This is a genomic window from Neorhizobium sp. BT27B (assembly GCF_050455485.1).
Lineage (GTDB): Bacteria > Pseudomonadota > Alphaproteobacteria > Rhizobiales > Rhizobiaceae > Neorhizobium.
Genome location: NZ_JBCIYT010000001.1, coordinates 1,025,768 through 1,050,694, shown reverse-complemented (window position 1 = coordinate 1,050,694; position 24,927 = coordinate 1,025,768). Strand labels below are relative to the sequence as shown.

The window sequence follows — 24,927 nt, the reverse complement described above, 5'->3', positions numbered from 1 at the left end:
CAAAGATGCCGGTCTCATCGATTTTTGCAACAGACAATGCCCGCTTTCCGCGGCAGCTTATGCAACCGCTGGGTCCCGTAAATTCCCCCTATCTGCAAACCCCTGCCCATTCAGGGTTGACCTGACGGATCGCGGCTCTAGTTTTCGCCGCGATTAAGACGTGCATTTTTTGGCATCACCGGTGTCCGCTTTCTGGTTCCCGTTGTGCTTTTCTTGGTTTTCAGATTGCCGGAGCCACTTATGGACAATGCATCTTCCGCCGCCGATTTCATCCAGGCGAGCCGCATCCTGAAAATCAATTCCCCGCTCGGTGAAGACCAGCTCCTGCCCGAGCGCGTGACGATCGAGGAAGGCATTTCCTCGCTGTTCGAGATCCGCCTCGTCGCCCGCACCAAGAAGGAGCAGATCAAGCCGGAAGAGCTGATCGGCCGTCTGCTCGATGTTTCGGTCGAAGTGCAGCAGGGTGATGGCGAAGACGTGCCGGCCATCCGCCGCCCGTTCAACGGTCTCGTCACCGAACTCAACGAAGGTCCGCCGATCACCCGCGGCCTGCGCTCCTATGCGATGGTGCTGCGTCCGCAGATGTGGCTGCTGACCCGCCGTTCCGACTGCCGCATCTGGATGGACAAGACCTCGATCGAGATCGCCGAAATCCTGTTTTCCGAACACGGCATTCCGGCCCCCGATACATCGGGTGTGATCACAGCTCCGCCAAAACAGCATTATTCGGTTCAGTTCAACGAACGAGACCTCGACTATCTCTGCCGCCGTTTTGAAGAAGACGGCCTGTTCTACTGGTTCAGCCACGAAGACGGGAAACACAAACTCCACGTCGCCGATACGGCCAATGGCTGGCTCGGACCGTCAGCGTCGGCGCAGGGCGAAAAGAGAGTGCGCCTCGCCCAAGGCTCGTCCGACCGCAACCATATCAACGAATGGGCGCGCCGTTTCTCCTACGTGCCGGGCCAGCGCGCCGGCGCCGACTGGAATTTTGAGACCCCGCGCATGGTGCCGGGCACGATGACACCGTCTCTGGTGCAGATGCCGGATGCCACGAAACGCGAGCTTTACGAATACCCGGCCCGCATCTCATCGGTGGCGGAAGCCGAACGTGCGCAAAAACTGCGTGCCCAAGCATCGGAAGCCGACCATGACCGCGTGTTCGGCGCCTCCACCAGCCGCATCATCGAGACCGGTCGTCGTTTTACGCCCTATGAGGTCGCGCATCCCGATCACGCCTACGAAGAGCATGTGATCATCAAGTCGATCCAGACGGTGGTGGATCGCTCCTACGAGACCAACAGCAACGAACCAGAATATCGCAACGAGTTCGAAGCAGTTCCCTCTCGCGTGCCGATGACGCCACACCGGGAAACCAAACGCCCGCGCATCGAAGGCACGCAGGTGGCGATCGTTGCCGGTCCCGAGGGCGAAGAGATCCATCCGGACCAGTATGGCCGCATCAAGGTGTGGTTTCCATGGGACCGCAAGGCGAAGAAGGACGGATCGGATACCTGCTGGGTACGTGTAGCGCAAAACTGGGCCGGCTCTACCTGGGGCGGTCAGGTTATCCCGCGCATCGGCATGGAAGTGATGATCGCCTATGTGGACGGTGACCCCGACCGGCCGCTGGTGACGGGGGTGGTGCCAAATGCGATGCAACAGGTGCCATATGAGCTTCCGGCGAACAAGACGAAGAGCACGTTCCGGACCAATACCCATAAAGGTGTCGGGTTCAATGAATTGAGCTTTGAGGATGACAAGGGCAGGGAAGAAATCTACATCCATGGCCAGAAGGATCGAAATGAAAAGATCCGGAACAATCACACTGAGCAGATCGACAACAATTGGGTTCAATCCATTGGACACAACAAATCGATCGAGGTTCGAAACAACCATCACGAGGTTGTCGGTGGTAATATGATGGTTACCGTTGGTCCAAGTGGAATCGGGCGCGTCGTGAACTCGCTCTTGACTTCCCTTGTATCCGGCATCGGTGATGTTGCCAAAAATCTCGGCTTTCCTGGGCTGCTCAATCCCGGCGAGGGCAACCTGTCGCTTATCGTAGAGAAGAACAAAACCGAAAGTGTTGGAATATTCAATGGCGTCAACGTCGGTGTTGGAATGGCGACCAATGTTGGTAAGTCATACAGCGTCAACGCGGGGACGCGCGTAAATTTGATGAGTAATGACACGATGTCATTTACCGCACAGAATAGTACAACAGTCCATAGCGGGGGCGAGCTCCATCTGACATGCGGGAAGTCTAATATATTGATGCATGAGGATGGCACTGTCGTAATCAGTGGCAGCAAATTGTTCCTTGATTTCGATGAAGCCGAAATCAACGGAGAGCAGCGAGTTGTCATCAATGGTGGAAGGATCGACCTAAATTGACATACTCGGCTTTCAAACTCCTCGCGGCGACATGTGTGTCACTCACACTAACTTCTTCGATATCCCACGCCTTGACCTGCGAAGTTGACGCGGCAAAATTCGACTTCGCATCGGACAGCCCGTCGACTTTCAACATGGGAGAAATGAAAGAGGTAGATCGCTCCTATCAAGCGCTATCAGAAGCGATCAAGCCGCTTGGAGAGTATAGCAAAACCACTATTTTCTACTCTAAAGGTCATCACCGCATCGTCGAGCACGAATGCCCCAGTAAAAGATGCCAATCCACCGACATCCTTAAAGGTCTTCAAAAGTGTAATTCCGGAGGAATGACAAAGGAAGACACCTGCTACCCGCTGGCAGTCGCTTATGAGAGTAAATTGTACTGCCTCCTATATCCTGGACAAAGTAACTTCGATCCTAAAAAGCCATTCGTCCCTTATGTTCCATTTCAAAAAGACCAAGACAGCCGATGAGCGATGATTTGTTCCCCTATGGCAACGACCTGAAAAATCCGAATGCATGGGCCGGGTTGTACAGCACCAAATCCCAGTCTTGGCTGATCGGATACGATAGCGGAGCGTCATTAATCCTCGGCGCACACACATTTCTGCTGTTCGGAAGAGAGAATCTTTGTGCCTGTGTGGCAACGTTCTACGGTGCAGGGATTACTGCCGGCTACGGGATGTCGAAAGCAGCGAAGAAGGTTGAAAGGGGAGGGGGGCAATCAAACCGGATTGGACCCTCGGGCGGTGCATCAGAGCAACTCGAGCGTCTCGAGAAAGTGAAAGATTATAAAGATCTATCGGAAATTCCGAGGGCGGGCGATGAGTTTGACTCAGCAGAGAAAATCTATCGGTCGTTGTCCGCTCAGCATAATGGGATGAGCGCTCTTAAGCCGTTTTCACTGATGGATTTGGATTACACATTTGGTTGGGTCTCTGGTGCTTCCGTCGATGCGGCGATTGGCACCGGAACGTACTATATAGCAGACGCACGTAATCTCTTTAAAGGCGCTACCGCCCTGAATATCAAAGGTGGCGAAACCCTTATCGGAGCGTCTCTTGGTTCAATGATGGGATTCTGGCGAGTTAAGAAGTGGTACTCACTCTGGACTGAGCTCTACCAATCCAGAAAGGAAGAATATCCATTCCAAGCCTACAATGTTCATCCGTATTTCCGGGAGTTGAAATCAGAGGAATACAGCTATTACAAACGCATGGAAATCGTAGAAAAACAGGACAAAATCATTAACGGTATTACGGACGATATGCAGAAACGGCCAGAACATTACGGATTTCCGGACAAGAATTATGCTCTGCAACGTTCCGTGGAAATGACCCAAGAGTTTTACGCAGGTCAACGAGCGCCCGAGACCAACCCATTTCTTCCTTGGGTGGATTTTGATAAGCAGCACATCTTCTATGAGGGGCGGTAGAACATGCTATCAACTCCTATCACATTTTCGGACGGCTCGAATCCGGTCGGTATTTGGTTGGAACTTCACTCGTCCGAGAGACAGTGGAGAAATACTTATCTGGATTTTTTGAATAATCCTGCGTCGAACCCTGAGATAGCTTTGCGCGCCATAGCATCTCAACACGCGGTGTTGTCGAATCTCTCCGGCTTTCCGGCCGAACGCTGGCGTCAGTTATGCGATGGTCAAGGTTGGACGCCACTTGGATGTAGTGCGCTTTCATGGTGCGGGAGCACGGTCAATCTCGGCGAAATTGTTGAACGTGCGAAAATTATTGACTGGAAAATCAGCCCTGAGATCGGTGGCGATTTCGCGGCTTTGATGATTAATCCAGCTGCCATACCTAGCGCGAGCCTGTCTGCATTGTTGCGTGCAGGTTGGGATGATTTTGCGATCGCTCTCGTCGTGGCATCGCGGCCAGCAGCAACTGCTCCAGAGCTCGATGAACGCGACCGATCCTTGCTTGGCCCATTGGTACGACAGATCTTGGAGCTCCGTACTTGAAGCTTCTGTTCCAACTGAAGAGTGATGAATAAATGCCTAGTGCTCACCGGCAAGCAGACATCGGCTCTGCGCACTCATGCCACTTCCCTGCAACGCAAGCGACCGGTGGTAGCTCCAATGTGTTTGCCAATAATCGCTCGGTAATGCGGGTTGGAGATGCTTACGTAGCGCACGGATGTCCATCTTGCCCCCAGCCCTCCCATTCGCGCGCTTTAGCTGCCGGCTCGTCAACCGTATACATCAATGGCAAGCCTGCTGGCCGTATCGGCGATGCCATCGACTGTGGAGGAACTGCGCAAACGGGCTCTCCGGACGTATACATAGGCGATGGTACGTAACCCCCATCAAATGCCAGCAGCAGCCCGATTGATGTGATCGGATATCTTGTACGATAGCATAAATCCTAAATCCGACCGAAATTATTAGACTTAACTCAAGAAATATTGAGTACGTCGGATGAAATTTCATGTGAACCAAAAGACAGCCAAAAACGCGATTCCGATAGGAAAAATTAACCTTTGTCTGGAGATGACATGATTTTTCTCGAGTTCGCAGCTGTATTCGCGACTGTTGCAGCGGTGACAGGCCTTTTAATCCATCAAGCCATGGTACAGTTTCTCGAGTACCAATTTTACAGATCGAATGCTTGGAATTTCTCTCTCGATAGCAGATTGGATCGTCTCAAAATCGACACCAGAATCCAGATTTATGATCTGAACCTCACAAACTGGCAAAGATTTTATATTTTTCGCCCTGTCATGATTGCAACCGTCTCCTTTTTATTGATTGCGATGATTTGGGCCATCTTTTCGTGATGCTGTGGCAGCGAAGCGTTTCGCTTGTCGCGGCGCTCCAGCGGCATGACCGTAAGCGCGAATTTCTCCGCACCTTCTGCAATTGATTGAGCTTTGGCATGTGGTGTCCACTTAAAAAGAGGTGGACACCAAGTTATGGATGAAGGTCAAAAGCTCGCGGTACGGCTGGTCGGTCGTAACCGTCCGATTGGCACCGCCTGCCGCCTAGCGCCCTGATGGCCTAAGACACGTATTTAACGACGTCGTTAGCGACGTGTCTTATGCGGGGATTGCGATGCGCGTTGAGATTCTTGGGCAGGAACGTCGGCGCCGATGGCGCGACGATGAGAAGCTGGCCATTATCATGTCGGTTGGGGATGGTGGGCCCGCAAAACAGCTCTCGAAAGCAACAAAAAATTCATTCAAACACCTGAGGATACGGCTGAGCCAATCAGGTAATGCCGTAATCTGAGTGATTTAATGTCTAAAATTTCGGGTTTTGAGAATACTCTGTTGAAGGTCAAGAACTACAAATGCTTCGGTGAGGTGCCGGCCGGTTTTGAATCCATTAAACCTATTAACGTCATCATTGGAAAAAATAACACCGGCAAATCGGCTTTGGTGGATCTGTTCGACCTAGCCTCCTCGCACGGACAATCATTTGTCGCCCGACAACATCGGCGCGGAGCAGGGGAATTCGAGGTTATTGTATCAACGACACTTACTGAGACCGAACTTCGCCGCATCTTTCCGGAAAACACCAGCGGCGGCCACCTGCCGGGCAATCATTGGCAGTACGGTAGAAGGTTTGCAAATTCCATAATTACCAAATCACTCAACGAACGAGGTCAGGTTACCTTACTCGAAGGCATCACAATTGATGGTGTCAGCGATGACACCGCACGTTCATTGGGTTCAGACATCGCCAACAATAGCAATTGGCCATTCAAGGATTTCAAATTGATCCGGGTAGCGGCGGAGCGTGACGTTGTTCCCGAGATCCGAGACCCGACCCTTTCGCTTTCCCCAAATGGGAAAGGAACGACAAATGCTATTCGTGGCTTCATAAACCAAGAGCAATACGCCCGCGCTACAGTGGAGGTAGACTTACTAAGGGAACTGAATGAAATTTACTCAGGTGATAGCGACTTCCAGCGGATTTCATGCAGAGAGGATAACAATGGTCTCTGGGAAATCTTCCTCGAAGAGAGTGTCAAGGGAGAAGTCCGCTTGTCACAGTCAGGCAGCAGCCTACAATCGGTATTCATCATCCTCTGCTATCTCCGCCTCCACTCCGTCTTAGGAGGTCTGAATTGGAGGAAAATCGTATTCGCTGTCGAGGAACCCGAAAACAACCTACATCCGGCCTTGCTACGTCGCCTCCTGAACTTCTTGGCCCGGAAGCGGGACGAGCACGGCTTCATCCTTGTCATAACATCTCACTCACCAATCGGCATCGATTGGGCGTCGCGACGCGAGGATAGCCAGATAATCCATGTTCAAAATGTCAGTGGGGTCGCCTCTGCAACTTCATCATCGATGTATCTGGAGCAGCGAGCCATACTAGATGATTTGGACATCAGGGCTTCCGACCTCTTACAAGCGAATGGCGTCATCTGGGTCGAAGGACCATCCGATAGAATATACATTCGCAAGTGGATTGACCTTTTCACCGACGGTGAACTGAAAGAAGGGGTTCACTACTCGATGATGTTTTATGGCGGCCGATTGCTTTCCCACCTGGAAAGCTCCCCGCCCGGGGACAATCGCGAATTGATATCAATCCTCGGCCTCAACCGAAATTCCGCAATTGTAATTGATAGCGATAGACATCTTGGACAACCCGCCGTCGGCAAGGCGAAGGCTAAAAAACCTCGCGTGGCAATCAACTCCACTAAGAGGCGAATCAAGGATGAGGTTGAAGCAATGGGCGGTTTTGTCTGGATAACAGAAGGACGAGAAATAGAGAACTATGTACCTAACGGTGTTTACGAGCGCTTAGTCAAAAAGGGACCTTTCAAAGCAGAGTTGTATGATGAGGTCCCAGAACACAGCTATCTCAAGCAATTTCAACAGAACAAAGTTGGGATTGCTCACTCGGTAGTATCAGTATTTGAAGGTGAGGAGTTAGATCATCTAGACCTACGGGAGCGGCTCAGTGACTTATGCACCCATATCCGTTCGTGGAACCGGCTATAGGCTGCCAAGACCGTACGTACTTTCCCCACATCCTAAACTCTCAGGCCAGCACTATAATCACATCCATCGATCCAAGCCAGAATACGCCTGAAGACCAGAAAGCCGGGCGTTTTCGCCCATCCAGGACGAGCCACAAAGGTCGGTCAGGCCGGTGGCGTGCTCACTTCCGATAAGCGATACTTACCGATGGTCATCGGATGCGGTTGCTGGATGATCAGCTTAAGGTTTCATCCGGCGCATGAACCTCCCGCGACGGATGCTACTGAACAGCAAGCCCAGCGCGAAGCTTCTGAAGGCGCTTGTAGCGCGCGACATCAAGGTTTCCACCGAAGAGTAGCCTGTTGAGCAGAGTTTCGGAGTAAGAGCACCAGACCAACAATGACATTGCCATCGTGATGCGGAGCCTGTTTCATTTTGAACTCATGGTGGACGCGCAGTATTCTGAATATCTAAAAGTTGCAGCACCCATCTGGCGCGCAATGTGGAGTAAATTTGGCTGCTTCTCGCCCATCTCGTTGAAATCAATTGATGCGGAGCCTGGCAACTAAATGCAAAGCGGCATTAGATGATCATGCCATCAAGCTTGCAAATGCCATCTTGATGGCACGCGTGCGTGATAGTATATTTGAGCTGTAAGGAGACGAACATGGCCGCACCACAGCTTTCGGTTCGCAGTTCAAAAGCACGCGATATTGCGCATCGTCTTGCACGTCGCGAGAATCGTACTATCGCTGATATCGTGGAACGTGCACTCGAGACATATGAATCTCGTGAAGCAGGGCGTGAGCTCGCTGTGGATTTCTATCGACGCCTTTCGTCTCAATCGGGCACAGATGTCGATCTGGAAATCATCATCGACGAAAACAGAGTTCCTCACGAAGGCGTAGAACTTTGATCTTCCTGGATACAAATGTTGTGTCAGAGACGCTGAAGAAAATGCCCGACCCGGCGGTTATCGCATGGTTGGTTCGCCATGACGCGGAACTTGCATTGCCCACAGTTGCTGTTGCGGAAATCGCTTTTGGTATTCGCAAAATCCGACCGGATAAACGCGCTGACCGATTGGAGGAGGGGCTTTCGAGTTGGCGCCGCCGTTTCTCTGACCGGATGTTCTCGTTCACGGAAGACGCGGCACTGTTGTACGGTGAGATCATGGGTGATGCGGTCCGTCAGGGCAGGGCAATGTCTGCTCCCGACGGCATGATCGCGGCGATCGCAAGGATCAACGGAGGCCGTCTGGCGACACGCAACCTCAAGGATTTCCAGACGACAGGATTGGAACTGATCTCGCCCTGGGAATTCTAAGACTGAATTAGCCTTTACAATAGTCGCGCTGCGCGACCACTGCGGCGCGTTGCGTTGTTGTAATAGGTGGACGCCTGCTGCACCGACTGATGCCGAGACTGTTCCATCGCCTCGGGCAGGGGGATGCCGCGATTGGCTGCCTCGGTCAGATAGCCCGATCGCAGCCCATGTGCAGAAAATTCCCCGCTGTCCAACTTAGCCATCTCGGCGCGCTGCTTGACGATGGCATTGACGGCCTGCGGATCAAGCGCGGTTGGCAATATTGCCCCAGCGATCGATCTTGCGAAACACAGGGCCACGATCGATTTTCGCCATCTCCAACCAGGCGCCGAGGGTATAGCCCGAGTTCGGCCAAGTCTCGTTTGACAAACGTGCCGGATCATATGAGAGAAATGGGAGTTACCGTCGTGAACACGAGGGCGAGTTGCGAGAGTGACGCCGCACGTTACCGAAAATACAAATACCAAGTTTTAGGAGCATTCATGAAGTTCGGCACCAGCGGGCTCCGCGGCCTGGTAACGGATCTCCAAGGTCACGCATCGGTATTGTATGCAACCGCTTTTGCAAAATATCTTCTGGATGCCGGCTTCGTAAAGCCGGGTGATCGCATCTATGTTGCCGGGGATTACCGGCCCTCCAGCCCCGATATCGCAGCCACCTGCATTGGCGCCTTGGCGCGAGCTGGTCTGACGCCGGTTGATTGTGGTGCGATACCGACGCCGGCACTGGCGCTTTATGCGATGTCGAGAGGCGCGCCTTCGTTGATGGTAACAGGATCGCACATTCCCGCCGATCGCAACGGCATCAAGTTCTATCGTCCGGATGGTGAAATCGACAAGACCGACGAGCTTGCCATCACCCGCATCGCAGCACAAATTTCTGACAGTATAATCGACCTGACACCAGGTGCCGCCTTGCATGAGGAAGCCCAGGCGCAGGCGCTTTTCCTGTCGCGCAACCGCGCAGTTTTGACGCCAGGCGCTCTTTCCGGCTTGAAAGTGGGTGTCTACCAGCACAGCACGGTTGCCCGCGATAGTCTTGTCGATGTGATCGCCGGTTACGGTGCAGAGGTCGTCGCGCTCGGTCATTCGGAGCACTTCATTCCGGTCGACACCGAGGCGGTGTCGCCCCAGACGATCGAGGTTTTGCAGGCATGGGCGCAGGAGCACAACCTCGACGCTATCGTTTCTGCCGATGGTGATGGGGATCGACCGCTAGTGGCCGATGAAGCTGGCACGCCGCTGCGCGGTGACCTGCTCGGCCTTATCGTCGCCCGTTTTCTCGATGCAAAGGTGGTCGTCACACCGGTCACTTCCAATTCCGGTATCGAGGCGGCCGGCACATATCGTGTCACGCGCACCAAAGTCGGTTCCCCGTTTGTTATCGAAGGCATGAACCAGGCGGCAGCGGCCGGCGAGACGGGTGTGATGGGGTTCGAGGCCAATGGCGGCGTTCTGACCCAATCAGCGTTCTTCGTTGCCAATGCCGCTACGCTGACCGCCCTTCCTACGCGCGACAGCTTTCTGCCGGTTCTGGCAACGCTGTCTCTCGCCAAAGGACGCGACAAGCCGCTCTCCGTCATCGCTGAGGGATTTGGTTTGCCCGTCGCTGCTGCTGACCGGCTGGAGAATTTTTCCGTCGATACCAGTGCAGCGCTAATGGCGCATCTACGGGAAGCACCTGAAAATCTTACCGCCTTCCTTGCTCCGCTCGGTGACGTCGGTTCGATCAGCGACATCGACGGTTTGCGCGTGACGCTTGTTGATCGAACCGTCATTCACCTACGCCCTTCCGGCAATGCGCCAGAAATGCGGTGTTATGTGGAGGCGGAAGACGAAGCTGCGGCATCATTGCTGTTGGGCAAGGGTCTGTCTCTTGTGCGTCAATGGGCTGAAACGCATTGAGCTGATTGCCTATTCAAGGTTGCCCGACTACAACACGATCCGTCCGACCACCGGAGATATTTTATGACCCAGAAGATCATTCCAGTTATCATGGCCGGCGGCAAAGGCACGCGTTTGTGGCCTCTGTCGCGTTCCAGCGCACCGAAACAGTTCATCCAGGTGGTCGACGAAAAGACGCTGTTTCAGGAAACCCTGGAGCGCGTCGTGGACAGCGCTGTCTATGAAGCGCCCGTCGTGATTACCAACCAGGACTTTCGCTTCACGGTAGCGGAACAGGCCCGCGAAGTCGGCGTCGATCTGTCAGCCATTATTCTTGAGCCGGTGGCGCGCAATACGGCTGCTGCTATCGCTGCTGCCGCTTTCCACCTGACGCAGACCTTTGGTGAAGATGCCATTCTTCTGCTTCTTGCCTCCGATCACGAGATCGATGCCGGCAATGATTGGAGAGATGCGATCGCAACGGCACTTCAGACCGCTGCCTCAGGCAAAATAGTCACTTTTGGCATCGAACCGACCGAACCGGCTACGGGTTACGGTTACATCGAGCAGGGAGAGGCTCTGTCGACCGGCGCCCACAAGGTCAAGCGGTTCGTCGAAAAGCCGCAACCTGCCGCTGTTGAGCAGATGCTGGCCGCAGGCGGGTTCTTCTGGAACTCGGGCATCTTCATGTGTCGCGCCGATCTGTTCCTGAGCGAACTCGAATCCTATGCACCATCCGTGCACGAGGCAGCAGGTGCCGCCGTCGCCAAGGCTGCGGTCGATCTTGACTTCGTCCGTCTCGACGAGGCGAGCTTTGCCGCAAGCCCGGACATCTCCATCGACTATGCAGTCATGGAAAAGACCACGAATGCCGCGGTCGTCACGTCTTCTTTCACTTGGTCGGATCTCGGCAGCTGGGATGCCGTGTGGAAACTCGGCGAAAAGGATGAGAATGGTAATGTCGTCATCGGGCATGCCACGGTCATGAACACCGAAAATTCTCTGGTTCTGTCGCGCGCCTCGCATCTGGCCGTACAGGGACTGAAGGACGTCGCGGTTATCGCCAGCGAAGATGCCGTTTATGTCGGCCGCCTCGACGAAGCGCAGGAAGTCGGCAAGCTGGTAAAATACCTGGCCAAGGCCAAGGCGACATCGAGCCTGACGGAAACTCACCCGACCTCTTATCGTCCATGGGGCGGTTATACCTCGCTGTTCAACGGTGACCGTTTCCAGGTGAAGCGTCTGTTCGTGCTACCTGGCAAAAAGCTCTCGCTGCAGAAACATTTCCATCGTTCGGAACACTGGATTTGCGTCAAGGGCACGGCAGAAGTGACTGTTGGCGACAAGGTCACCTTCGTGCGCGAAAACGAATCCGTTTATATCCCGCAGGGAGACCTTCATCGTCTCTACAACCCCGGTCGTATCATGCTGGAAATGATCGAAGTGCAGACAGGTTCCTATCTCGGCGAAGACGATATCGTTCGGGTCTCCGACGAATTCGGTCGCGGGTAAAGCCCGAAATCAACTCTCGGCGCAGTTGCTTTGGTGGACGGCGTCGGGCAACGATGCATTCGAGGCTTTGAAATGCGCGTTCTCCATGTCTTCAAGACGTATTATCCGGATACTTTCGGCGGCGTCGAACGGACGATCCATGCCATCGCCAAGGGATCTTTGGCGTATGGCATCCAGTCCGATGTACTGTCGCTTAGCCGCGATCCGATAGCCAATACGGTCGAGTTCGACGGGCATATGGCGCACAAGGCCAAACTCGATTTCGAATTTGCCTCCACCGGCTTCTCGTTGGATGTCATTGCCAAATTCAAGGCCCTGAGCGTCAGGGCCGACGTGGTTCATTACCATTTTCCGTGGCCGTTCATGGACCTGCTGCATGTGTTGCATCCGCCGGGAAAGCCGAGCGTTGTCACCTACCACTCCGATATCGTCAAACAGAAGCTGCTTCTGCGGCTCTACAAGCCGCTGATGCATCGCTTCCTCGGCAGCGTCGATCGTATCATCGCGACCTCGCCGAATTATCTGGAGAGCAGCGAAGTGCTGCAGGGCTTCCGGGACAAGACTGAGGTCATCCCGATTGGCCTCGACGAGGCGGATTACCCTCGCGCGTCGGACGATTTGAAGGCCAACTGGCAGGCCCGATTTCCAAAGCCGTTCTTCCTGTTCGTCGGCGTGCTGCGCTATTACAAAGGCCTGCACACCCTGATTGAGGCGGCAAAGGATGTGGATGCCGATATCCTAATTGCCGGGGAGGGGCCGATGGAGGGCGAGCTAAAGGCGCAGGCTGCTCACGCCGGTCTGGCCAATGTGCATTTCCTGGGTGGTGTCAGCGATCTCGACAAGGCGGCTCTTTTGGAGCTGTGCACGGCATTTGTATTTCCGTCGCATCTGAGGTCGGAAGCCTACGGGCTTTCTCTGGTGGAGGCCGCCATGTTCGGCAAGCCGATGATCACTTGCGAGATCGGCACAGGCACGAGCTTCGTCAACAAGGACGGGCAAACGGGGATCGTGGTGCCACCGCAGAATGCCAGGGCTCTGGCTCGGGCGATGATGCGAGTATTGAAGAAAACAGCCGAGGTTGAAGACTATCCGATCTCTGCAAGACAACACTACGTCGACATGCTGGCCTCAAAGTCCATGGTCGAGAGATATTCGGTGTTGTACCGAAAGCTCTCATTATGTGCCGTCAATTAATCTCGGCCCTCTTCTTTCCATCTGATACGGTTGCCCGATCATTAGCTTTGGGATTGATCCGGCGCAGAATTTTTCCGCGCCGGATGCTTCTGTTCAGCTAAAATTTCACCCTCAGCTGCGCCCCCACCGTGTGGTCCGCATTGCCGTCCTCTCCAAACATTGCCCGGTAATCCAGCGTGAGGTCCCAGTCGTTCTCGAACTGCATGTTCACCGACAGGCAGAGGTGGTTCGGTTTGTCTGAACAGTTTCGGGCGTTTTGCGAAGTGGATTTCCGCCTCGATTATGCCGCCACCATCATTGGTGCCAGCGCGTTGAAGTAGGCCTGATCCGGCGTCTTCCGGTCAAGGGAGGAATGTGGGCGTCGGCTATTGTAAAAGGTCAGATAGCGGCCGTTGACCCTATTGGCGGCGTGGCAAGAACCACTAATGGCGGCGGCTGCACATAGGTGAACAGGCCAAGGCCCGATCCTGTGCCGGCCGGTGTGGTGACCGAAACGCCAGCCAGACCGGCAACATGCGCAGGCGTTGTCGCCGTAATTGTGAGGGCGTTGACAACGGTCACATTTGTCGCCGCAACGCCTCCGAAGCTCACGGCCGTGGCACCGGTAAAATTTGTGCCGGTGATGGTGACACTCGTACCGCCGGCGGTCGAGCCGGTGAGCGGTGCGACCAGAAGGACTGTCGGCGGGGCTTCAGGGACATAGGTGAAGGCATTGGCTGCAACGATCGTTCCTGTTGGCGCAACCACCGTCACATCCACGGTTCCGGCTGTCAGGCGAAAAGGCGTTCTGGCGGTGATCGTGGTCGCGTTGACAACAGTCACCAATGTGGCGGCCGAAGTGCCGAACCTGACGACGGTCGCGCCGGTAAATTCCGTGCCGGTGATGGTCACGATCGATCCACCAGCGGTGGAGCCTGTGTTGGGAGAAACAAGGGTGATCGTTGGTGCCGCTTGGGCAGCTGCGGCCTGAAGGAGGAAGATGCTACACAGGATCAGCAGATATGCAGCCGAAGCGAGTTGGCGGACTATGATGCGAGGGTGATGTCTCGATGAAATCCGGATTGACGGAAAACGAACTGGTCCAGAACGCGCACAAATCGGCATCAAGCATCCCCCTGGTTGAAAACCCGGTCAGAGCGACGCAAGACAAAACGACTCAGCCTTCAATTTGGATAGCAAGAAGCTGGAAATATGTCTGATGACTAATGCGCGGAATGGTTGATTTTGATAAGAGTGTGATGTTTTAGCAATATATTATAAAATTAAGGTGTGTTGGATTGTTTCTGCATTTTATGATTGCTGGTCTTGAGCTGACCCTTCGGACCGTTCCTCTGCGGAAAATATCACTGTCGAAAGATTGATGAGAGCGAAAGCATGGTCCCCGCCGCGTTCTGTCATGAGGGAACCACTCGGCTTAAGGACCATGTGCCACGGCGGTCGCTCGATCACTTTTTTATCTCGTCGCCTCCTGGAAACGGATGTATCTCCCACCTGAAATCCTCCCCCGGAGGAAAGCTGCAAATCCAAGTTGACATCTTTTGCAACGAAATCTGCAGCATGATTCAGGACTGGATCGATATACGGTCGGCAGACCACGGATTTGCTGAACGAATTGCAACCATGCCAACCATTGAAGTCAACGTTCCGATTTGTCCCTGACCGGGCACTTCTGCACTCAGCCTTGTTTCTTCTCCCAAGCGAAAAGGGATAGCTTCTGAAAAGGGAAGGCTCGTAGTAGTCAAGACACCACCAGATCCTCCCTGCGTTCGAAATCGCTGCGTCGCTGCGCCTGTAATCTGTTGCTCTTTACCGAAGAGGCCCCTAAAATCTCATTATCGGTGAGGCAAAAATGGGCGTACTCAGACTGTATCTGGCGTTAAGCGTCGTAATGAGCCACGGGCTGACCACTCTTCTAGGCATTCATCTTTTGGATGGGGCAGGAGCGGTTCTCGTCTTCTTCACGATCTCCGGATTTCTAATAACGGTCGGGTTGAACAAGAAGTATGCCGCTACGCGCTTGGGCCGGCTGCACTTCTATTGGAATAGGGCGATCCGGCTTTACCCGATGTATTGGGCCTGGCTCATCATCACCGTCTTGCTGTACCTCACGGTGGCCACCGCCATTGAATATCAGAAAGTGGTTATCGACGGATCGCGTGAAGCAGCCATGTTTTGGAGTGAACATGCGAATGCAGCTTCATCGGGCACCCTCTTACTAGCTGCACTAGGGAATATTACAGGCCTCTTCATTGATTCGTTTCTCGCGCTCGATCTAGCTAGGGAAACGGGTCAGTTGATCCCAAGATCGGCCGATGGAGCCTGGGCAATGGGTTTCATCTTCATCGGCCAGTATTGGACAATCGGAGTTGAAATTGTTTTCTATCTCGTCGCTCCCTGGGTAGTGACAAGGCCATTGCTGTCGGCGGTAATCTTGGCTCTTAGCGCCACCGGTTACCTCGGAAGGGCCTGGTTATGGCTCGTGTGGTACCTCGGGCTTCCACTCGCGCTCGAACACCTTCGCGCACCGGACCACCTCTGGTTTTTTATGCTGGGGAGCCTGCTGGCCGGTGCTTATATGGAAATCACTTCTTCCGATCGGCGCCCAAGAATATCCTTTGGCTTGATGGTCTGCGCCTTCGGAGGAGTTGCAATATTTGGTGATACGCTTTTCCCAACTGCGGATTTTCCATGGTGGCAGTTTGTCGGGCTAACACTCACGATACCAATACTTTTCTCCCTCACCTCCGGCGGAAAAGTAGACGGCTTTATCGGTGATCTTTCCTATCCGGTGTACATTGTCCACTTCCAGGTAATCCAGATGCTGGGAACCTACTTTCAGCCTTCAGGCCTTCTCTTCGCTGTCGCGTCGGTCGCAATCGCCGTCCCGATGGTGTTGCTAATCGACAGACGTGCAAACCACTTAAAATGGCAAAGCCCGCCGCACCCTACAGCGGCCGCATCGGCTGCATACCGCTCGCAGCTACCTTAGATCGAATCATTGCCTGCCTGTTCTAAGGCTAAGGCCAATGTATGGAGCTGTATGCAACCTCAGCTTCCTCAGACGACGTAGCGAGGCTAATCGCCGCCTTTGCGCCCAGCCGGGTAGCCCCGATCGCGGCGCCGATCTGTTGCCACTGTTGATAGGCCGCGAGAACGACAGCCGCAACCTCGGCGAGGCTTGGAGCCGTGATGCCAATCTCAACGGAAAGCATCGGGTGATGAGCAGCATTCGGCTCTGGGGCCTGCGCCAGCGCACGAACCTCTTCCACCTTCTGTTGGTAGGTCATGGCCTGGCCGGCGCCCGGCGTGATGTATTTGAAGCGTTGGATCTCAGCCTCCGTGTCGACGGCGCCCTCAGTCCTGCTTTCAGCGCGGCCAGGTCAACAGCTGATCCTCGACAACTCGCGAATCCTCGCCCTGGTTCGACCTTTTGGCCGATCCGTAGCAGGCGCAATTCGTGGGCGACGATGACGCTTGCGTGGCAGGTGTTCTGGAAAGCGTGCGTGACGGATCATGCTTTGGCTGCAATCTCCGACTTACAAAGGAGGCTAATCTATTTTGATATTGGCACCTCGCAGCTGATGCCGTTGAGCCAGGCGTTGCCATCCTGGACCAGCGCGAACTGGGCCGTCAGCGGCCCGCTCGGCAGATCGCGACTAACGAGTTCCTTCATTGACAGGACCAGCTTGGTCGCCTGGCCACGCTTGACGACGACCTTCTCGACTTGCTTCTGCACCGCAGCCGGCTCGTTCTTTTCCAGCGGGAAACGCAGACCATCGTCGAAGCGGATCATCTCGCCACTGGCCGACTTTACGTGCACGCCGAACGCGATCGGGTAAGGGCCCGACCGCAGCGTCCAATCGAAGCGTGACTTGTTTTCCAGCGTGAGTTCAACCTCATCGCCACCCGCCAGCGGACGGCAGGAGAGCGTGCCTTGCAGCAAGGACGGCGGATCCGCCGGTGCAAGGCCGGTACCCTGCTCGATTTCCTTTGCGGTGACGAATACATCGGGATGACCGACCCGCTCGACAGTGAAAGTGTTCTCACCGGGGTAGGCATCCCTCAGCCAGCGTGCGACTGTCTGGTCATCGAGTGCCGATGGCAGGGCGCTCGGGTCAATTTTCGTGCGGTCTGTAACGATAAGTCGATCCGCCTGGCTATAGTCTTTCGCGTATTCAAGACGCAGCCCTGAAGAGGTGAGCTTGGCGAAAGCGAGTTTGCTTGGAACATCATTGGTGACGGTCAGACCGCGGCTTTCGAGACGCAACGCCAGCTGCTGGTATTCGGCGTCCGGCACGACCGACCGGTCGATGATCATTCCAGCAAAACCGGCAGCCCTGACCTCGTCGATCATTTGATCCATCGGCAGTTGCGCAATGCGCGAGTGCCAGTTCTCGACCGGGCTGTTTTTTGAGGCGCCATTGCTCCAGCGCAAGGCCTTGGAATGAAGGTAGAGGCGTACGTGGGCGAACGATCCCCAGCCGTAATAGGTGCTGTTCTGCAGATATTGAGAATGCGGGTACTGGTAGATCATCGAGTTCGGCGAAACTGATCCCTCGACTCCCTGCACAAACCGCCGCTCAGCGAGAAATTTTTCCTCGACCTCTTTCGAGCGCTTCTTAGCGCCGATCGGAACCTGGTCGAGGATGCCCAGCGTCGCAACAAGAGCGACCACCACCGCGACAATTACGCTCCGTCGCCCGTTGACGTGCTTGCTCACGCATGTTGCAACATAGGCAGCGCCCGCCAACAGGGTAAAGATCAGAATGACCGGGAAGCGATCATAGGCCCGGATGGTCGGGAACACGAGTGCAATCAGACTACCAACGCCCCCCATGATGGAGCAGAGAAAGGCAAAGAAGGCGACGGAGATGAATGCGTCGAGTGTGGGTTGCGCGTCGCCGCCCCGGCGCCGCGAGAGCCAATCGACGAAGCGACGACGCCATGCCGGTGCAGCCATTAGCGTGAAGGATCCCAACAGAAAGAGCGACGCCGCGAGTCCAAGCGGCACCATGGTGCCACCGGTCTTGAAGCGACGGGCATCTTCGCTGGACTGAAGCATATACTTTCCAAGATGGGCCAGAACCGGAACCCGGTGGTCCGTCGGTGGGGCTATCATCATCTTCAACGTGGTCGAATAGACTTCCGCTTCGAACGGATGCTTAATCAGCGTGGTATCCTTGACACCTCCTGGCATGAATTCGTCGATGTGACTTTTCTGGTAGGCAACGAGGGGAAGCTGCAGCAGCATAGACAGAAGGAGGATGGTCGTCAGATAGGTTGACGGGACCAGAAGCTCCATAGGCTGGCGCGCAGCGCCGGAGATCAATCGAACGCCGAGCCCGAAGCCGAAGAGAAGCAGCAAGAAGAAGGCGAAATATCCATCGGTGGTTACGCCTGCAACGATGAAAAGCAATCCGAGCAGGAACTCGCGTGACGTCAGGAGGTTGCGAATTCTGAATGGTATGCTCCCCTCGCCCTGTGAAATGCGTGCATAGCGTCCCGAGAGGAGCCAGAAGAGCGGAACGAGCGCCACAGGGACGGCGAAATAGTTGGCGATGAATGCGTAGTGGCCGGCGTTGAACCGAAACGCCGTTAACGAAAACAGGAGACCGACAGCGACTGCAGGCTGTCGCCCTATTCCCATAAGGCGGCAGGCGACGTAGGAACTGACAGAAATCAGCGAAAAGTTGAGGATATAGTAGACCTGCTGAAGCTCTACCGCATCGCCAATGAACATGGAAAGGCCGAGCATAAAAACAGAATGCAACGCGCTCGTCTGAGCCGCAGCGTTATGATGCCAACTTGCAATATCAGGTGCGCCAAGAAAGGGGTTATATAGGATCCAACCAGTATCCACCAAGACCTTGGTCAGCACGAACTGCCAGACGTCATCTCCGCCGACGTAAGCCAGTGGCACCGACAGGTTCCAACCTGCCAGTCCAGCAAAATAGCAGGCGAGCACCATTGGAACGATCGTTAAGAATACGGCGACTGTCAGCCGTGTGAGCCATAGCCGCCGAACAGACTCGGGAGATGATTGCAACGACTCGTTCACAAGACAAGCTTTCATATGGTGTTGGTGTGGGACGTTCTTGCGCCAAACACGAATAGCCTGCACCCGACGAACATGCAGGCAGTATAGGCGACGATACCGAGCAACTGGGCAACATATGGATCGATGCCGAGCATGTGCACGGCAGACAGGACGATTGCCAGGTTGAGGCTGTAGCAGACAGCGGCGACCGCGAGATAGCGGGGAAGCGTCTGGCAGATCTTGCTGTTGTCCTGGAATGTCCAGTCCCGATTTAATAGGAAGCTGATGCACAAGCCTAGCGCATAGCCGCCGGCATTGGCAAAGCCAGGGCTAACCTGGAACACATACATCAAGGCGTAGATGGCAAGTAGGCCGACCGATGTGTTCACAAGTCCGACAAGACCGAAGCGGACAAGCTGCCGGACCAGCCCGTTCATGCCTTGCGCGCGACCATGCGATACTGCGCGCCCAATCCCAGCCACTCGAGATGCTGCTCGACCGGTCGGAGCGCTCCCAGCAGGGACGGGAAGAACACCTTGTACGCGACGTCGGCTTCCTGCCAGCCGCCATCGAGCGCGCGCTTGCGCATCACGCCGCCGCGGATCAGATGGGCATTGACGTCCAGCGGACACGTGTTCACGGCGCGCAGGGTAAGCGGATTGAGCGGATTGTGCTCGTATATTGCCAGGATCCCGCCCGGTCTCGTGACCCGGGCGAGTTCGGTCAGCCAGTGGTGATGTTCGCCATGCGGGATGTGGTGAAAGACGCAAGCAGAAAAGACGATGTCCTGGCTGTTGTCCGCCAGTGGCAGCCCCCGGTCGATGAGGAGATAGTTCTCGTTTCCCGGAAAGCGGGTCTGGGCAATCTCGATGCTGCGCGACGAGACATCGGCACAGTTGATCGTCGCGTCTGGAAAGTATTTGCGGAAGTAGGGCAGCGAATTGCCGATGCCGCTGCCGAAATCGAGGATCTGGCTGCCGGCAAGGTGCTCTTTGTCTGCGTACCGCCGCAGATCTGAGATCTTGTATTCAGAAAAATATTCCGGGCCTTCGCCGGTGATGGCGATGTTCTGGCTGTGCACCTGCCGGTATTCGTCCGCCAACAGATCGAACTCCGCCTGCAGCGTCTTCTCGGAGTGGGGTCGACTCTCGGTCATGCTCTTCGTTCCGTCAGGGGGGTGGGCGTGATCGATTGCGGCTGGACCAGTTCATCGGAACAAACAATGTCCTGGATGATGAATAACGGCCGACCTTTGGCTTCCATGTAGAGCCTGCCCAGGTACTCTCCCATCATGCCGGCCACGAACAACTGGATGCTGCCGACGGCCAGAATGATCACGGCAAGCGATGTCCAGCCCTCGATCGTATGCCCAGCGAGATAGCGGTAGACGACGAACAGGATCAGAAACACTTCGAGTAGAGCAAAGCACATTCCTGTATAGGTGGCAAAGCGCAAGGGACGCGTGGAGAACGCCGTGATCGCATCGATAGCAAAGCGGATCATCTTGCTCAGCGGATATTTTGTCTCGCCGGCAAAGCGGGCGGCCCGTTCGTAGGGAAAGGCTTCTTGGCGCATGCCGATCCAGCTGACCATGCCGCGGATGAAGCGATGGTGCTCTGGCATGCTGTTGAGCACGTCGAGCGCACGCCGACTCATCAATCGGAAATCCCCCGTATCGGGCGGAATGTGAATGTCGACGATCCGGTTGAGCAGGCGGTAGAAGGCAAATGCAGTGAGGCGCTTAAAGCCCGTCTCGCCCTCGCGTTTGATACGCTGGCCGTAGATGACGTCGTTGCCGGTCTCGAGGCGCAGAAGCATCTGGGGCAGCAGTTCCGGAGGGTCCTGCAAATCCGCATCCAGGACGAAGATCGCCTCGCCGCGCGCCATCTTCAGGCCGGCGGACAGCGCCAACTGGTGGCCGTGGTTACGGGAGAGGTTGATGCCGACGATATGAACATCTGTAGCACTGAAGGTGCGCATCAGATCCCAGGTCCGATCCTTGGAGCCGTCATTCACCAGCACCAGTTCGTAGGACTTCTGCACCGTCGCCTGACAGACCGCGGTGACACGCTTGTAGAGTTCGGCCAAGCCTTCCTCTTCATTGTAGCACGGGACCACGACCGATATCTTCAAATGTGTCATTTCCCTCGAACGCCTCGATCTTCCCCTCGCTTCAGTTATCGGCTGCGGCAATCGAACACAAGGGCGCATTTTCTGGTTGACCATAAGGATCGTTAAAAGCCGTAACACTCCTTGAGGCGTCGCCAGGGGAGGAATGCCTCCACGGTGAGCAGCGAGCGCATCTTAAGCGGTGGGCAACCTGCCTTCATGCCGGATCTCGACCCATGTGTCGTCCGGCTCGAGCCACAGACTGTCGGGCGCGGTGGACAACAGCGGGTGCTGGTCGAAAGCAGCATCCGCGCTTAGCGGCGCGAATTGACCTTCAGCCAGATCGTTGCGAACGAAGAAGGCATTGAATCCGCAGGTCGCGATGGCTGTCAGCGCATAGCCGCGTGCGCCCATGAGTGCCTGCCAGGCGCTCAGGCTAGCCGTTCCCGATTGTGGATAACGCCGGCTGAAATTTGCCCGATCCGGCTGTACGACACAAAACCGCTCGCGGAATCGCTTTTCGAATTCGACGACCACGACGCGTGGCCTGACCGTAGAGAGACTTTCCATCACAGCATAGTCGCCGCCGTCGATGTCAATGATAAAGAGGTCGGGTTCGGCAGGAGCTCGCGCTTCGGCAAACAGCGCGTCGATGTTGTCAGGCGTCACTTCCCGCTGGAGAATATTGGGGGAGAAATAGCTATGGCGTTCCCCCTCCGTCATGTGAAAGTGTTTTGTCGCGAGGTTGCGCGAGAAGAAGTAGCGCATCTTCTCACACTCTACCGGATCAAGTTCGACGACAACACCATGCCAGCCGTGATGAATAATCAGGTTGGCCGACAGGTTTTCCGGGATGCCGATGTCGGATCCGCTGCAATTGCTGCCGATTTCCAGCACGTAGCGGTTCGTCATGCCGATCTTGCTGAAGATCCGTAAGAGAACGCCATCCTCGTCGTTCTGCGAGAACACCCGAAAGCCGCTGGCCAGCAGGTCGGCGTAGTCAAGCACCGATTTAGGGTCAGCTGCCCAGGTCGCCATCATTAGCTTCTGCAGGGCCGCGTCATCATTGGGCAGGATATTACGCTTGATGTGCGGGCTGATATCAAGAAGCACCTCAGGCGAGAAGACCCGCTTCTCAATATGGGCAAGCAGGATGCCGAACCGATCAAGCTGAGCGAGCTGGGATGCTTGGTGCTGGATTACCTGCCTTGCCTCAGTTAACTGTCGTGCTTGTTCCACAAAAAGGGTCGCCTGGTCCTCCAGAAGAGACGACTTCTCATCGACCAGCCGAGTCACGTGCGCCAAACTTTCGGCGTGTGATGCAATCTGCCGGCCTTGCTCCGCCACCGTCGATCTGCAGCTTTCCAGATCCGCAAGAAGCGCCCGTACGCGTATCATGGCACGCAGACGGCTAAACATGGTGCTTCCCCTCGATCATCACATCGACCCCGGGATTCATGTTGTAGATCCCGCCGTAGAATGCCGCCGTTGGACAGTCGAGGACCTGAAGCTGCTGGACGTCGTGCATCAGCAGGCTCATCTGCTCGAACTCGCTGCGGGAGAATCCTCGATTGGCGACTCCGACGGAGAACGAGTACTGACCGGCTCGGAGATTGAACTTGAAGGTGAAGCGAACGGTCGCTACCTGCTCTTCCCCGATAGGATCAATCGCCATTCGCATCGCATATGTGCTGGTCTCGAAGATGGACCTGCCAAGTTTGTCGCGGACGATCAGGCCAAAGGCCGGGCGATCAAACGCTTCCTTAAAACGAACGCGATACCCGACCACGAGTTCTTCTTCGCTGTGTAGGTGGATGACTTCCTCGTCAGCGTCGTTCCGAAGCCAAAAGTCGATCAGTTCTACGTTATTGTCAGTGGTAATCGTCGTTGCTTTTGACCAGGTGGAAGTCTGCTCCTCCGCTTGCGCGATGTCTTCTTCCCTCTGCTTCACCTCGACTTTGCGATCTCCGAAGTCGGTCATCTTGGCGATCAGTCCCTGGTAGAGATCGATGACCGTCCGTGGCGATCCTTCGCTGAGCAAATCACCGTGGCTGAGGAGCACTGCCTTGTCGCAGAGCTGTTTAACCGTGTTGGCATCATGCGACACGAAAAGCAGCGTACCTCCGGCCTTCTTGAATTGTTCGATCCTGTGAAAGCATTTTTGTTGGAAATAGGCATCCCCTACCGCCAAGGCTTCATCGACGATCAGAATGTCAGGACTAAAGGCTGTGGCAACAGAAAATGCAACGCGCATTTGCATGCCGCTCGAATAGGATTTGAGTGGCTGGTCCATATAGGATCCGATATCAGCAAATGCCTCGATATCCTCGATCCGGGCATCTACCTGGCGCTTGTTGAAGCCCATCACCGCCCCGTAGATATAGACGTTCTCACGCCCTGTGAATTCTAGATTGAAGCCTGATCCGAGTTCCAGCAGCGCCGCAACGCGACCGTTAACCTCGACGCGACCATGGGTCGGATGGAGCGTGCCGGTGATGATTTGCAGCAGCGTGCTCTTGCCGCTGCCGTTAAGACCGACGATGCCGCATGATTCGCCCTTGCGGATCTGTAGGTTGATATTTTTCAAGGCCCAGAATTCGCGGAAGTAATCGCGTACACCAGCACCTACGGCTCGCCTCAGGCGCGGGATGAGGAACTGCTTCAGCTGATCGCGTGGATGCTCATAGATCTCAAACCGCTTGGATAGGCCAGAAATGTCGATCGCGACGTCAGAGGACATTGGCGAAGCCCTTCCTTGTCTTCTGGAACCATGCGTAGCCGCCCCAGGCAACGAAGATTGAGACGACCGAATAGAGCGACCACGTGCCGAAATTCGGCACCCGACCATAGATCATCACCGCGCGCATCTGCTCGATGATGAAGGTCAAGGGGTTTAGCAGCAGCCAAGGTTGAATCCCCTCGGGCAGCGCGGAAATCGGATAGAAGACCGGCGACGCAAAGAGAAGCACCGTCATTAGCAAGCCGATTGGCTGTGCCACGTCCCTGAGAAAGACGCCCAACGAGGCAATGCCCCAAGCAAAGCCGAGCGCCATGAGGATGAGCGGCATAAGGATGAGCGGCACCCAAACGATCGTCAAGGGTAGCGACCCGCTTATTACCATTATCGCTACAGCAAGTACCAAGATACTGACGAGGGCGTGGAAGAATGCCGTTCCCATGGTAATGACCGGCAGAATCTCGATCGGGAAAAGTATCTTGCTGACATAACTTGCGTTTGACACGATCAGAGTCGGAGCTCGCAGCAACACCTCGGAAAAGAGGCTGTGAATGATCATCCCCGCGAAAAGGACGACCGCGAACTGCGCCCGATCCTCATCGACGCCGCCCCATTTCGCCTTGAATACCACAGAGAAGACGAAGGTGTAGACTACAAGGAGGATAATCGGGTTGAGAAAGGACCAGAAAACGCCGAGAACAGATCCCTTGTACCGACCCACTACATCTCGCTTCGTCAATTGCAGAATTAGGTCTCGGTTCCGCAAAAGGCTGGCCGCCATC

22 protein-coding genes and 1 pseudogene are annotated in these 24,927 nt (G+C 55.2%); 13 read left to right on the top strand and 10 right to left on the bottom strand.

The window, feature by feature from the left end; all coding sequences use genetic code 11:
- Nucleotides 1-240: 240 nt before the first annotated feature.
- From tssI to AAIH70_RS05335, 9 genes are all read left to right on the top strand, one after another.
- A complete protein-coding gene (gene tssI / locus AAIH70_RS05375) occupies nucleotides 241-2,397 on the top strand; it encodes a type VI secretion system tip protein TssI/VgrG (RefSeq protein ID WP_430033425.1) in 2,157 nt (718 codons plus the stop codon).
- A 71-nt stretch (nucleotides 2,398-2,468) separates the two neighbouring features.
- Nucleotides 2,469-2,870, top strand: coding sequence for a hypothetical protein (locus tag AAIH70_RS05370; protein ID WP_430033422.1), 402 nt, complete (start codon nucleotides 2,469-2,471; stop codon nucleotides 2,868-2,870).
- Nucleotides 2,867-3,832: a hypothetical protein gene (locus tag AAIH70_RS05365; protein ID WP_153352859.1), complete on the top strand. Its 966-nt coding sequence runs from the start codon at nucleotides 2,867-2,869 to the stop codon at nucleotides 3,830-3,832. Before AAIH70_RS05370 ends, AAIH70_RS05365 begins: the two co-directional genes overlap by 4 nt.
- 3 nt (nucleotides 3,833-3,835) lie before the next feature.
- Nucleotides 3,836-4,375: a hypothetical protein gene (locus AAIH70_RS05360; RefSeq protein WP_430033419.1), complete on the top strand. Its 540-nt coding sequence runs from the start codon at nucleotides 3,836-3,838 to the stop codon at nucleotides 4,373-4,375.
- 32 nt (nucleotides 4,376-4,407) lie between these two features.
- Nucleotides 4,408-4,713, top strand: coding sequence for a PAAR domain-containing protein (locus AAIH70_RS05355; protein WP_153352861.1), 306 nt, complete (start codon nucleotides 4,408-4,410; stop codon nucleotides 4,711-4,713).
- A gap of 195 nt (nucleotides 4,714-4,908) precedes the next feature.
- The gene (locus AAIH70_RS05350) at nucleotides 4,909-5,190 is read left to right on the top strand and encodes a hypothetical protein (RefSeq protein WP_153352862.1); all 282 of its coding nucleotides are present in this window, start codon (nucleotides 4,909-4,911) and stop codon (nucleotides 5,188-5,190) included.
- Between the two features lie 459 nt (nucleotides 5,191-5,649).
- Nucleotides 5,650-7,368, top strand: a complete 1,719-nt coding sequence (locus tag AAIH70_RS05345) for an ATP-dependent nuclease (RefSeq protein ID WP_430033414.1) — start codon at nucleotides 5,650-5,652, stop codon at nucleotides 7,366-7,368.
- Nucleotides 7,369-8,014: 646 nt separating this feature from the next.
- Complete coding sequence (locus AAIH70_RS05340; RefSeq protein WP_324185714.1) at nucleotides 8,015-8,263, top strand: plasmid stabilization protein; 249 nt, start codon at nucleotides 8,015-8,017, stop codon at nucleotides 8,261-8,263.
- Complete coding sequence (locus AAIH70_RS05335) at nucleotides 8,260-8,673, top strand: type II toxin-antitoxin system VapC family toxin (RefSeq protein ID WP_324185713.1); 414 nt, start codon at nucleotides 8,260-8,262, stop codon at nucleotides 8,671-8,673. The genes AAIH70_RS05340 and AAIH70_RS05335 overlap by 4 nt, the downstream gene beginning before the upstream one ends.
- 14 nt (nucleotides 8,674-8,687) lie before the next feature.
- Here the strand turns inward: AAIH70_RS05335 and AAIH70_RS05330 are convergent.
- Nucleotides 8,688-9,006 (bottom strand): annotated as a pseudogene (locus AAIH70_RS05330) (tyrosine-type recombinase/integrase); the annotation flags it as partial.
- A gap of 149 nt (nucleotides 9,007-9,155) precedes the next feature.
- On the opposite strand from AAIH70_RS05330, the gene AAIH70_RS05325 reads away from it, so the two are divergent.
- The 3 genes from AAIH70_RS05325 to AAIH70_RS05315 all read left to right on the top strand — a co-directional run bounded on the left by AAIH70_RS05325 (nucleotide 9,156) and on the right by AAIH70_RS05315 (nucleotide 13,262).
- Nucleotides 9,156-10,577, top strand: coding sequence for a phosphomannomutase (locus AAIH70_RS05325; protein WP_430033410.1), 1,422 nt, complete (start codon nucleotides 9,156-9,158; stop codon nucleotides 10,575-10,577).
- A gap of 63 nt (nucleotides 10,578-10,640) precedes the next feature.
- The gene (locus AAIH70_RS05320; RefSeq protein WP_430033408.1) at nucleotides 10,641-12,068 is read left to right on the top strand and encodes a mannose-1-phosphate guanylyltransferase/mannose-6-phosphate isomerase; all 1,428 of its coding nucleotides are present in this window, start codon (nucleotides 10,641-10,643) and stop codon (nucleotides 12,066-12,068) included.
- A gap of 72 nt (nucleotides 12,069-12,140) precedes the next feature.
- Nucleotides 12,141-13,262 carry a glycosyltransferase family 4 protein gene (locus AAIH70_RS05315; RefSeq protein WP_430033557.1) on the top strand — a complete coding sequence of 374 codons (1,122 nt, stop codon included), beginning with the start codon at nucleotides 12,141-12,143 and terminating at the stop codon, nucleotides 13,260-13,262.
- A 378-nt stretch (nucleotides 13,263-13,640) separates the two neighbouring features.
- On the opposite strand, the gene AAIH70_RS05310 is transcribed toward AAIH70_RS05315, so the two are convergent.
- A complete protein-coding gene (locus AAIH70_RS05310; protein WP_430033405.1) occupies nucleotides 13,641-14,366 on the bottom strand; it encodes an IPT/TIG domain-containing protein in 726 nt (241 codons plus the stop codon).
- Nucleotides 14,367-15,111: 745 nt separating this feature from the next.
- Between AAIH70_RS05310 and AAIH70_RS05305 the strand changes: the two genes are divergently transcribed.
- Complete coding sequence (locus AAIH70_RS05305) at nucleotides 15,112-16,251, top strand: acyltransferase family protein (RefSeq protein WP_430033402.1); 1,140 nt, start codon at nucleotides 15,112-15,114, stop codon at nucleotides 16,249-16,251.
- A 28-nt stretch (nucleotides 16,252-16,279) separates the two neighbouring features.
- Here the strand turns inward: AAIH70_RS05305 and AAIH70_RS05300 are convergent, their stop codons facing one another.
- The 8 genes from AAIH70_RS05300 to AAIH70_RS05265 all read right to left on the bottom strand — a co-directional run bounded on the left by AAIH70_RS05300 (nucleotide 16,280) and on the right by AAIH70_RS05265 (nucleotide 24,926).
- Nucleotides 16,280-16,549, bottom strand: a complete 270-nt coding sequence (locus AAIH70_RS05300; RefSeq protein ID WP_430033399.1) for a hypothetical protein — start codon at nucleotides 16,547-16,549, stop codon at nucleotides 16,280-16,282.
- A 266-nt stretch (nucleotides 16,550-16,815) separates the two neighbouring features.
- Nucleotides 16,816-19,230, bottom strand: coding sequence for a hypothetical protein (locus tag AAIH70_RS05295; RefSeq protein ID WP_430033396.1), 2,415 nt, complete (start codon nucleotides 19,228-19,230; stop codon nucleotides 16,816-16,818).
- A 101-nt stretch (nucleotides 19,231-19,331) separates the two neighbouring features.
- Entirely contained in the window at nucleotides 19,332-19,736 is a 405-nt protein-coding gene (locus tag AAIH70_RS05290; RefSeq protein WP_430033393.1) for a GtrA family protein, read from the bottom strand.
- Complete coding sequence (locus AAIH70_RS05285) at nucleotides 19,733-20,455, bottom strand: class I SAM-dependent methyltransferase (protein ID WP_430033390.1); 723 nt, start codon at nucleotides 20,453-20,455, stop codon at nucleotides 19,733-19,735. The genes AAIH70_RS05290 and AAIH70_RS05285 overlap by 4 nt, the downstream gene beginning before the upstream one ends.
- Nucleotides 20,452-21,441, bottom strand: coding sequence for a glycosyltransferase family 2 protein (locus tag AAIH70_RS05280; protein ID WP_430033386.1), 990 nt, complete (start codon nucleotides 21,439-21,441; stop codon nucleotides 20,452-20,454). Before AAIH70_RS05280 ends, AAIH70_RS05285 begins: the two co-directional genes overlap by 4 nt.
- A gap of 162 nt (nucleotides 21,442-21,603) precedes the next feature.
- On the bottom strand, nucleotides 21,604-22,827 hold the full coding sequence (locus AAIH70_RS05275) for an FkbM family methyltransferase (protein ID WP_430033383.1): 1,224 nt from the start codon (nucleotides 22,825-22,827) through the stop codon (nucleotides 21,604-21,606).
- Nucleotides 22,820-24,148: an ABC transporter ATP-binding protein gene (locus AAIH70_RS05270; protein WP_430033380.1), complete on the bottom strand. Its 1,329-nt coding sequence runs from the start codon at nucleotides 24,146-24,148 to the stop codon at nucleotides 22,820-22,822. Before AAIH70_RS05270 ends, AAIH70_RS05275 begins: the two co-directional genes overlap by 8 nt.
- Nucleotides 24,138-24,926 (bottom strand): ABC transporter permease, encoded by a 789-nt coding sequence (locus AAIH70_RS05265; protein ID WP_430033554.1) that lies wholly within the window; start codon nucleotides 24,924-24,926, stop codon nucleotides 24,138-24,140. The genes AAIH70_RS05270 and AAIH70_RS05265 overlap by 11 nt, the downstream gene beginning before the upstream one ends.
- Nucleotide 24,927: the final 1 nt, after the last annotated feature.